Raw genomic sequence first — 9,692 nt, forward strand, 5'->3', positions numbered from 1 at the left:
GGTTTCTCCTTCTCGGGTAGGTAACCTCACGTCTATGGCTGACGCTTACGAATCCGTCCTGATCGAGACCAAAGACCAGGTCGCGCAGGTCACGCTGATCGGTCCGGGTAAGGGCAATGCGATGGGCCCGGCCTTCTGGGCCGAACTGCCGCAAGTATTCGCCGCCCTGGACGCCGATCCCGACGTGCGAGCGATCGTGCTCACCGGCTCGGGACGCAATTTCAGCTATGGGCTGGATCTGGCCGCGATGGGCGACACGCTGGGCCCGATGATGGCCGACGGAGCGCTGGCCAAGCCGAGGGCCGATTTCCACACTCGACTGAAGACGATGCAAGGGGCCATCACTGCGGTCGCGGACTGCCGGACGCCCACGATCGCGTCCGTGCACGGCTGGTGCATCGGCGGCGGCGTGGATCTGATCAGCGCCGTCGACATCCGCTATGCCAGTGCGGACGCGAAGTTCTCGGTGCGCGAGGTCAAGCTGGCGATCGTCGCCGACGTGGGCAGCCTGGCGCGGCTGCCGCTGATTCTCAGCGACGGGCACCTGCGCGAACTGGCCTTGACGGGCAGAGACATCAGCGCAGAGCGCGCCGCACGGATCGGTCTGGTCAACGACGTCTACGAGGACGCGGAGGCATCGTTGGCGGCCGCGCATGCCACCGCCGCCGAGATCGCAGCCAACCCGCCGCTGGTGGTCAACGGCATCAAAGATGTTCTCGATGAGCAGCGGACCGCCGCCGTGTCCGCCAGCCTGCGCTACGTCGCGGCCTGGAACTCGGCGTTCCTGCCGTCGAAGGACCTCACCGAGGGTATTACGGCGATGTTCGGCAAGCGGCCGCCGAACTTTACCGGCGAATAGAACGCAGTTCTGGCCCATGCCCAGACAGACCGGGCAATGGGCCAGAATTCATCGCTGCTGGTTAGCCGGGAGTGGCCTTGAGAGTGGGCGCAGCCTTCTCGATGGCCAGCGCAGTTTCCGGGGCTTCCGTTGTGGTGGTGGCGCCGAGCGACATGTTCGAGGCCGTCTTCATCGCAGGGACGACGGGCGACGAATAAGGCGGGAACTTGGTTTCGTCACCCGAGTCGGAGGTGATCCGCGCCGGGTCAGGCGATAAACCGCCATGGGTGACGGTGAATGCGCCCATCACGACGATGGCGCCACAGCCGACCGCCGCTGCCAGTGAGCGGCTACGGGTACCGGAGACACGCGCCAGCAGGTTACGAGAAGCCATCGAAGAAGCCGCCTTTCAGAAATTTCGGGCGCGTGCGCCACTAGGCCGGTTCATCACTCGTGACGAATCGGCCGCATGTCTGCGCCTTTCTTCCTTTGTAGCCCTGAAATGGCGAAACTAACCGAACCGCAAGCGGATCCACAGACAACCTATGATTGATCCACAGGCGATCCCGGCCCGTCGGACCCGCCGGCTGGGAGCCGCCCAGAGGTTGACTCTCGAAGCTATCGACCCACGTCAGCGACCTAAGCGCGCTAGCTACCCCGACCGGCAGCTACCGCGGCCCAACTGGTTGCCGAATCGTCGTCGTCAGTCGATTCACAGCCGAGCCAGCCGAGCTAGCGGCCGCTATCCAGCGGGCGCTCGGGCAGGATTTTGGCGGTGGCGGAGGGATTTGAACCCCCGGACGGTGTTAGCCGTCTCTCGCTTTCAAGGCGAGTGCATTAGGCCGCTCTGCCACGCCACCGTCGAACAGACTAATGGAGTCAGGCGCGGCCGAAGGTGGCGGTGGACCCCGAACTCTTCAACCCGGTGCTGATGCGCCGGCAGTTCTCCCCCATCGCCGCCATCTGCGGCCGGGACAACTGGCCGAGGAAATGCAACCGCACCCCCTGGCAGTAGGTGATCATCGCCTTGCGGACCAGTTCCCGGCCTTCGACGGTGATGGTCGCGAGAACCCCTCGGCCGTCGTCCGGGCTGGCGGTCCGCTTGACCAGCCCCTGCGCCTCAAGCCGGCGAATCTGTCTCGTCACTCGGCTCGGCAGCGACATCAGGGCCTCCGCGAGGTCACCCATCCGCGCCGACCCGGTCTCCGATTTGTCCAGCATGTCGAGCAGCCGAACATCGATGAGCGTGAGTTTGTGCTGTTCGGTCAACCCCCGATTCAACGTGGCGTACATCCGCAGCGCCGAGTCGAGAAAGTTCTGCCACGATCGTTGTTCTGCGATATCCAATCCCGGCATATCGCTAGCAGTCCGCCCGGCAATAATCCCCTCCATGGCGTCATGCTAGGTGACCGCGACGCACGCGGGTAGACAAACTTGCAGGTAGTAGCCTGATCGCCATGCGCGCAATCGTTGCTGAATCTGCTGAGCAACTCGTCTGGCGGGATGTCCCCGACATCCAACCAGACCACGGCGAGATCCTGATCAAGGTTGCTGCGGCCGGGCTCAACAGGGCCGATCTCCTGCAAGCCGCCGGGCATTACCCGCCGCCGCCGGGCGCCAGCCAGACCCTGGGCATGGAGGTATCCGGCACCGTCGCGGCACTCGGCGGGGGAACCGCGGAACTGCCCATCGGACAAGAGGTGTGCGCGCTGCTCGCCGGTGGCGGGTACGCGGAGTATGCGGCGGTGCCCGCGGGTCAAGTCATGCCTATCCCACCCGGCATCTCCCTCGTGGACGCGGCGGGCCTGCCCGAAGTGGCGTGCACGGTCTGGTCGAATCTGGTCATGACCGCGCACCTGGCTGCCGGTCAGGTACTGCTGATCCATGGTGGCGCAAGCGGTATCGGCACCCATGCCATCCAGGTGGCCAAAGCACTCGGTAGCCGGGTCGCCGTCACCGCGGGGTCCGCGGCCAAGCTCGAGCTGTGCCGCGAACTCGGCGCCGACATCGGTATCAACTACAGCGACGAAGATTTCGTCGACCGCATCAAGCACGAGACCGACGGGGCCGGAGCTGACGTGATCCTCGACATCATGGGTGCGTCCTACCTCGACCGGAACCTCGACGCGCTGGCCTTCGACGGCCAGCTGGTCGTGATCGGCATGCAAGGTGGGGTCAAGGGCGAGTTGAACATCGGCAAGCTGGTGGGCAAGCGCACCCGAGTGATCGGAACAGCGTTGCGCGGCAGGCATATTGGGGGCCCGATGGGCAAGAGCGCCATCGCGCGCGCTGTCGTCGACTCGGTCTGGCCGATGCTCGCCGACGGTCAGGTCCGGCCCATCACGGGTGCGCTGTTCCCGATCGAGCAGGCCGGCGAAGCGCATCGGCTGCTGGCGTCGGGCAAGGTCACCGGCAAGGTACTGCTGGCGGTATAACCGAGGTCTAGCCCAACGAGGCGAGCGCGCGAACCAACTGGTCCACCTCGGCCGTCGTCGAGTAATGCGCGAGGCCGATGGTCACCGCGCCCCCCACATCGTTGACGCCGATGACGTCCAGGACACGTGAACTCGCGTTCGGGATGGCGAGAATCCCGTTATCCGCCAATCGCTGAACGACACGCTCGGCGGGCACGTTGGACACCGCGAAACTGACTGCGGGAATCCGTAGCTCGGGGCTGCCGATGACCATCACCAGCGGCAGCGAGCGCAGCGACGCCAGCAAATAATCGAACAGCTGGTCCATATGGGCGGCCGCCGACTGCATCGACACCGCCAGCCGTTCCCGCCGGGTGCCGCTCGCAGCCTCGTCGAGATTGGCCAGGTATTCGATGCTGGCGACAACGCCGCCGAGCAGGCCGTACTGATGCACGCCCATCTCCAGCCGCGCGGGCCCGACGGCATACGGGTTCATCGACACCGAGCCGAACGTGTCGATCAGCGACGGGTCGCGAAACACCAGCGCGCCGATCGGCGGACCACCCCAGCCGACCGTGTTCAACGCCACCACGTCGGCGTCGAGATCGTCGATGTCGATGAGCCGGTAGGGAGCCGCCGCGCTGTGGTCGACGATCACCAGGCCGCCGACATCACGCATCAGCTTGGTCACCGGCCGCAGATCGACCAGAGTGCCCAGGGTCGAGGACGCGGTGGATATCGCGACCAGACGGGTGGGCGCGGTGATCAGGTTCTCCCACTGCCAGGCGGGGAGCTCACCGGTCTCGATATCGACCTCGGCCCACTTCACCTTCGCGCCGTAGCGGTTGGCGGCCCGGAGCCAGGGTGCGATGTTCGCCTCATCGTCGAGACGGGTGACGACGACCTCATATCCGAGCCCGGCCCGCGATGACGACGCATCAGCCAGCGAACTCAGCAAAACGGACCGGTCCGCGCCGAGGACAACGCCCGCGGGATCACCGTTGACGAGATCGGCGACCGCCTGCCGAGCCGCCTCCAGCAGGGCGGCGCTACGCCGCGCAGCGGGATGGGGACCGATCGCACTGGCCTTCGATGTCCTGAACGCCGTGGAGACCGTCGTCGCCACCGAATCGGGGATCAGCATTCCGGCCTGGGCGTCGAAATGCACCCAACCGTCGCCCAACGTTGGATGCAGACCACGCACCCGGGCGACGTCAAATGCCATGCCAGCCGTCCTTCGGAGTTACTCGATCTTTTCCTGAGACCAGGAGCCATCTCGCCTGCTGTTGGACCCGCGTGCGGGAGTGGCGCCCCCACGCGGTATCAAACCCTGCCACCTGGCCAGCCATACTAGTCCAGTGAGCTTTGGGTTCGGACTGCTACAAGCGCTCTTGTTGCTGGTGGTACCTGGCACGATCGTTGCGCTGGCGGCACGGCTAACTCTACCGATAGCCGTCGCAGTTGGCCCAGCACTCACATATGGCGTGGTAGGCCTTGCCATCATTCCGTTCGGCGCACTTGGAATCCCCTGGAACGCCTTGACGGCGCTGGCCGCCCTCGTCGTCGTCACCGCGATCGCGGCGAGTTTGCCCAAGCTCCTGTCCCGCTACCAAGATCACGACAGCGAATCCCGCGTGATAACGCTGCGACCGGCCCTGGTTGTCGCTGCAGGCACCGTCTTGGGCGCCGCGCTGATCTTCATCGCCGCCTACAAGGGAATCCCGCATTGGCAGTCCATCCCAAGTACCTGGGACGCCGTCTGGCACGCCAACGAGATCCGCTACATCCTCGAAACCGGGCAGGCGTCGTCGACCCACATGGGCGATCTGCGCAACGTCGAGACACACGCCCAGCTGTATTACCCGTCGGTGTTCCACGCCTTGGCGGCGATGCAGTGCGAGGTGTTCGGCGCCGCCCCGACGACGGCATACACCTTGAACTCACTGGCTGCCGCCGTCTGGCTGTTCCCGGCCAGCGCCGCGGTGCTGACCTGGACGCTGCTACGTCCGCGCACCAGTCAGTGGCGCGCCGCGGGCGCATCGGCAACAGCGGCGGCATTGGCCGCGTCGTTCACCTCGGTGCCCTACGTCGAATTCGACACCGCCTCGATGCCCAACATGGCCGCCTACGGCGTCGCAGTACCGACGGCGGTGCTCATCATGTCCTGCCTGCGACACCGGGACCGGATCCCCCTCGCTGTGTTGGCACTGCTCGGGGTGTTCTCGGTGCACACCACCGGCGGCGTGGTGACGGTGGTGTTCGTCGTGATGTGGTGGCTGTTCGACGCACTGTGGCACCCGGTGCGCGGTCGGTTACGCGACTTTCTGACGCTGCTGGTCGTCGCGGCGCCTGCGCTACTTGCACTGTTACCGCAGTTTCTCTCGGTGTTCCAGCAGGCCGAGGTCATCGCCGGGCACGCGTTCATCACCCACGAGGGCAAGAAGAAGGGCCTGTTCGACGCGATCGTGCAGCACACCCGGCACCTCAACGACTATCCGATCCAGAACATCCTGATCGCACTGGCCGCGGCGGGCGGGCTGATTCTGGTGTGCAGGCGCGTCTACTGGCCGGCCGCGGTCTGGGTGTTGCTGGTGGTGTCGATCGTGCACAGCTCGGCACCGTTCGGCGGCCCACTCGGCGCGGTTACCGGCCGCTTCAGCGACCTGTTCTACAGCGATCCGCGCCGGCTGTCCGCGGTGGTCACCATGCTGATCACCCCGATGGCCGGGATCGCTCTGTTCGCGGCGGTATTGCTCGTGGTGGCCGGCGCCCGGCTACTCACCGAGCGCGTGTCCCGGCGCGCGCCGGGCCGGGCGTTCTGGATCGCGTCGACCGCGATACTGCTGGTCGGTGTCAGCGTCGGTCTGGCCTATCACTACTTCCCCCGCCACAAGCGGCTGATCGGCGAGAAATACGACTCGGTGATCATGAACGACAAGGACCTGGAAGCCTTCGCCTATCTGGCCACCCTGCCCGGGGCGAAGGACACGCTGATCGGCAACGCCAACACCGACGGCACCGCATGGATGTACGCCGTGGCGGGCCTGCATCCGCTGTGGACGCACTACGACTACCCCGTCCAGCAGGGGCCCGGTTATGAGCGTTTCATCTTCTGGGCCTTCGCCGACGACGCCGACCATGATCCCCGCATCGCCAAAGCCGTCAAGGCGCTCAATATCCGCTATGTGCTGACCAGCACGACCGTCGTGCGCGGGTTCAAGATGCCCGACGGACTAGTGTCTTTGGATGACTCGAAGTCGTGGGCGAGGATCTACGACAACGGCCAGACCCGCATATACGAGTGGCGCGGAGGAACGGACTGAACGTGAGTATCGACGACGACGACAACATCGAAATCATCGGCGGATCCGATCCGCTGTTGGTCGGACCCGGTGACGGGGACGACGACAAGTCGGTGACCGACCTGGTGCAGCAGCCCGCCAAGGTGATGCGCATCGGCACGATGATCAAGCAGCTTCTCGAAGAGGTGAAGGCAGCTCCGCTCGACGATGCCAGCCGAAACCGGCTGCGCGAGATCCACAAGTCCAGCATCCGCGAACTCGAAGACGGCCTGGCGCCGGAGCTCCGCGACGAGCTCGAACGGCTGGCACTGCCGTTCAGCGAGGACGTCGTGCCCTCGGATGCCGAACTGCGGATCGCCCAGGCCCAGCTGGTTGGCTGGCTCGAAGGGCTGTTCCACGGTATCCAGACGGCGCTGTTCGCCCAGCAGATGGCTGCCCGCGCCCAGCTCGAGCAGATGCGTCAGGGCGCACTACCGCCCGGCCTCGTCGGCGGGGACCCACGCGGCGGCGGCTCGCCGGCGACCGGGCAGTACCTCTAGATCACCAATGACGCACCCGCATATCGAGACTCGCGATGCCTGGGTCGAATTCCCGATCTTCGACGCCAAATCGCGGTCGTTGAAGAAGGCGTTCCTCGGAAAGGCCGGCGGGACCATCGGACGCAATGACTCCAACGTGGTGGTCATCGAAGCACTGCGGGACATCACCATGTCGCTGGAGATGGGCGATCGCGTCGGGCTGGTCGGCCACAACGGGGCGGGCAAATCGACTCTGCTGCGGCTGCTTTCGGGCATCTACGAGCCCACCCGCGGAGTCGCCTCCGTGCGCGGGCGCGTAGCGCCGGTGTTCGATCTGGGCGTCGGCATGGATCCGGAGATCTCCGGCTTCGAGAACATCATCATCCGCGGCCTGTTCCTCGGCCAGACCCGCAAACAAATGCTGGCCAAGGTCGACGAGATAGCCGACTTCACCGAACTCGGCGAATACCTGTCGATGCCGCTGCGCACCTACTCCACCGGGATGCGGGTACGACTGGCGATGGGCGTGGTCACCAGTATCGACCCCGAGATCCTGTTGCTCGACGAAGGCATCGGCGCGGTCGACGCCGACTTCCTCAAAAAGGCCCAGACGCGACTGCAGAAACTCGTGGAACGCTCCGGAATCCTGGTGTTTGCAAGCCATTCCAATGAGTTCCTGGCGCGGCTGTGCAAGACCGCGATGTGGATCGACCACGGCACCATCAGGATGACCGGCGGCATCGAGGACGTCGTGCGCGCGTACGAAGGCGAAGACGCGGCCCGGCATGTGCGGGAAGTCTTGCAGGAGACAGCACACACGCATGACTGAGTGTGTTGTCGCGGTCGTGGTGACCCACCGCCGCCCGGATTCACTGGCCAAGTCGCTGGACGTGTTGACCACCCAGAGCCGGATACCCGATCATCTGATCGTCGTCGACAACGACCTCGACGACGGCGTGCGTGAACTGGTGGCCGGCCAGCCCGTCCCGACCACCTATCTCGGATCGCACCGAAACCTAGGCGGTGCAGGCGGTTTCGCGCTCGGGATGCTGCACGCGCTGGCGTTGGGCGCGGACTGGATCTGGCTCGCCGACGACGACGGTCGGCCGCAGGGGCCCACTGTGCTGGCCACCCTGCTGGCCTGTGCGCACCAGCACGCGTTGGCCGAGGTGTCGCCGATGGTGTGCGATCTCGACGATCCCGAACGCCTGGCATTCCCCCTGCGCCGCGGGCTGGTGTGGCGACGGCGGGCGTCCGAGCTACGCACCGAAGGGCCGGACCAAGACCTGCTTCCCGGGATCACGTCCCTGTTCAACGGTGCGTTGTTCCGCGCCGACACCGTGGAAGCCGTTGGGGTGCCCGATCTTCGGCTGTTCGTCCGCGGGGACGAGGTGGAACTGCACCGTCGGCTGGTGCGCTCGGGGTTACCGTTCGGTACCTGTCTGGACGCGGTCTACCTGCACCCGCAGGGCGGCGACGAGTTCAAGCCGATCCTCGGCGGACGGATGCACACCCAGTACCCGGACGATGAGACCAAGCGCTATTTCACCTACCGCAATCGCGGCTATCTGCTGTCCCAGCCAGGCCTGCGCAAGCTCTTGCCGCAGGAATGGCTGCGGTTCGGCTGGTTTTTCCTGGTATCCCGCCGCGACCCGGCCGGTCTACGTGAGTGGATCCGCCTGCGGCGCTTGGGTAGACGCGAAAGGTTCGCCAAATGACTTTCACCGATGCCGCGGCGCAGTCGAAAACGTTCTACCGGGCGCGCCGCGACCTGGTCGACGGATTCAACCGTCGCGAGCTTTGGCTGCACCTGGGCTGGCAGGACATCAAGCAGCGTTACCGGCGCAGTGTGCTGGGCCCGTTCTGGATCACCATCGCCACCGGCACCACCGCCGTCGCAATGGGTGGGCTCTATTCGAAGCTGTTCCATCTCGAGCTGTCCGAACACCTGCCGTACGTCACCCTCGGGCTGATCGTCTGGACCCTCATCAACGCGTCGATCCTGGAAGGTGCGGACGTCTTCGTAGCCAATGAGGGCCTGATCAAACAGCTGCCGACGCCACTGAGCGTGCACGTCTACCGACTGGTGTGGCGGCAGATGATTCTGTTCGCGCACAACATCGTGATCTACGTGGTGATCGCGATCATTTTCCCCAAACACTGGTCGTGGGCTGACCTTTCGTTCATCCCGGCGCTGTTCCTGATCATGCTGAACTGTGTTTGGGTATCGCTGTGCTTCGGCATCCTGTCGACCCGCTACCGCGATATCAGTCCGCTGCTGTTCTCGCTCGTGCAGCTGCTTTTCTTCATGACGCCGATCATCTGGAACGACGCCACCCTGGAGGCGCAGGGCGCCGGCCGGTGGCGGACCATCGTCGAGCTGAATCCGCTGCTGCACTACCTGGACATCGTGCGGGCGCCGTTGCTGGGTGCGCCGCAGGAACTGCATCACTGGGTGGTGGTGATCGTGTTGACGGTGGTCGGGTGGATCGTCGCTGCGCTGGCCCTGCGGCAATACCGCGCCCGCGTGCCGTACTGGGTCTGATTTCCGAGTTAGCTCGTCGCCTGCCGGGGCTCAAGTGGTCACTTCGGCGTCATCGCAGCTTCGGCGGCGGGGCGT

General features: G+C 65.3%; 10 protein-coding genes and 1 tRNA gene. 7 read left to right on the forward strand and 4 right to left on the reverse strand.

Going from position 1 to position 9,692, the window contains the following annotated elements:
* Positions 1-34 precede the first annotated feature (34 nt).
* Positions 35-859 (forward strand): crotonase/enoyl-CoA hydratase family protein, encoded by an 825-nt coding sequence (locus H7J73_RS08795; RefSeq protein WP_264066941.1) that lies wholly within the window; start codon positions 35-37, stop codon positions 857-859.
* 61 nt (positions 860-920) lie between these two features.
* Here H7J73_RS08795 and H7J73_RS08800 read toward each other — a convergent pair whose 3' ends face one another.
* From H7J73_RS08800 to H7J73_RS08810, 3 genes are all read right to left on the reverse strand, one after another.
* A complete protein-coding gene (locus tag H7J73_RS08800) occupies positions 921-1,232 on the reverse strand; it encodes a hypothetical protein (RefSeq protein ID WP_264066942.1) in 312 nt (103 codons plus the stop codon).
* A gap of 376 nt (positions 1,233-1,608) precedes the next feature.
* Positions 1,609-1,698 (reverse strand) — tRNA-Ser (locus H7J73_RS08805).
* Positions 1,699-1,717: 19 nt separating this feature from the next.
* Positions 1,718-2,230, reverse strand: coding sequence for a MarR family winged helix-turn-helix transcriptional regulator (locus H7J73_RS08810; protein ID WP_264066943.1), 513 nt, complete (start codon positions 2,228-2,230; stop codon positions 1,718-1,720).
* A gap of 65 nt (positions 2,231-2,295) precedes the next feature.
* On the opposite strand from H7J73_RS08810, the gene H7J73_RS08815 reads away from it, so the two are divergent.
* Entirely contained in the window at positions 2,296-3,273 is a 978-nt protein-coding gene (locus H7J73_RS08815; protein ID WP_264066944.1) for an NAD(P)H-quinone oxidoreductase, read from the forward strand.
* Between the two features lie 7 nt (positions 3,274-3,280).
* Here H7J73_RS08815 and H7J73_RS08820 read toward each other — a convergent pair whose 3' ends face one another.
* Positions 3,281-4,477: a cysteine desulfurase-like protein gene (locus tag H7J73_RS08820; protein ID WP_264066945.1), complete on the reverse strand. Its 1,197-nt coding sequence runs from the start codon at positions 4,475-4,477 to the stop codon at positions 3,281-3,283.
* 133 nt (positions 4,478-4,610) lie between these two features.
* Here H7J73_RS08820 and H7J73_RS08825 point away from each other — a divergent pair, with 133 nt between their 5' ends.
* The 5 genes from H7J73_RS08825 to wzm are packed head-to-tail and all read left to right on the forward strand — an operon-like array spanning position 4,611 to position 9,617.
* Positions 4,611-6,575, forward strand: coding sequence for a DUF6541 family protein (locus H7J73_RS08825; protein ID WP_264066946.1), 1,965 nt, complete (start codon positions 4,611-4,613; stop codon positions 6,573-6,575).
* A 2-nt stretch (positions 6,576-6,577) separates the two neighbouring features.
* Entirely contained in the window at positions 6,578-7,093 is a 516-nt protein-coding gene (locus H7J73_RS08830; RefSeq protein WP_264066947.1) for a bacterial proteasome activator family protein, read from the forward strand.
* 7 nt (positions 7,094-7,100) lie between these two features.
* Positions 7,101-7,901, forward strand: a complete 801-nt coding sequence (gene wzt / locus H7J73_RS08835; protein WP_264066948.1) for a galactan export ABC transporter ATP-binding subunit Wzt/RfbE — start codon at positions 7,101-7,103, stop codon at positions 7,899-7,901.
* Positions 7,894-8,790, forward strand: coding sequence for a galactofuranosyltransferase GlfT1 (gene glfT1, locus H7J73_RS08840; protein ID WP_264066949.1), 897 nt, complete (start codon positions 7,894-7,896; stop codon positions 8,788-8,790). The genes wzt and glfT1 overlap by 8 nt, the downstream gene beginning before the upstream one ends.
* Entirely contained in the window at positions 8,787-9,617 is an 831-nt protein-coding gene (wzm, locus tag H7J73_RS08845; protein ID WP_264066950.1) for a galactan export ABC transporter permease subunit Wzm/RfbD, read from the forward strand. Before glfT1 ends, wzm begins: the two co-directional genes overlap by 4 nt.
* Positions 9,618-9,692: the final 75 nt, after the last annotated feature.

It is taken from the genome of Mycolicibacterium komossense, assembly GCF_025822605.1.
In the GTDB taxonomy this organism is placed as follows: Bacteria; Actinomycetota; Actinomycetes; order Mycobacteriales; family Mycobacteriaceae; genus Mycobacterium; species Mycobacterium komossense.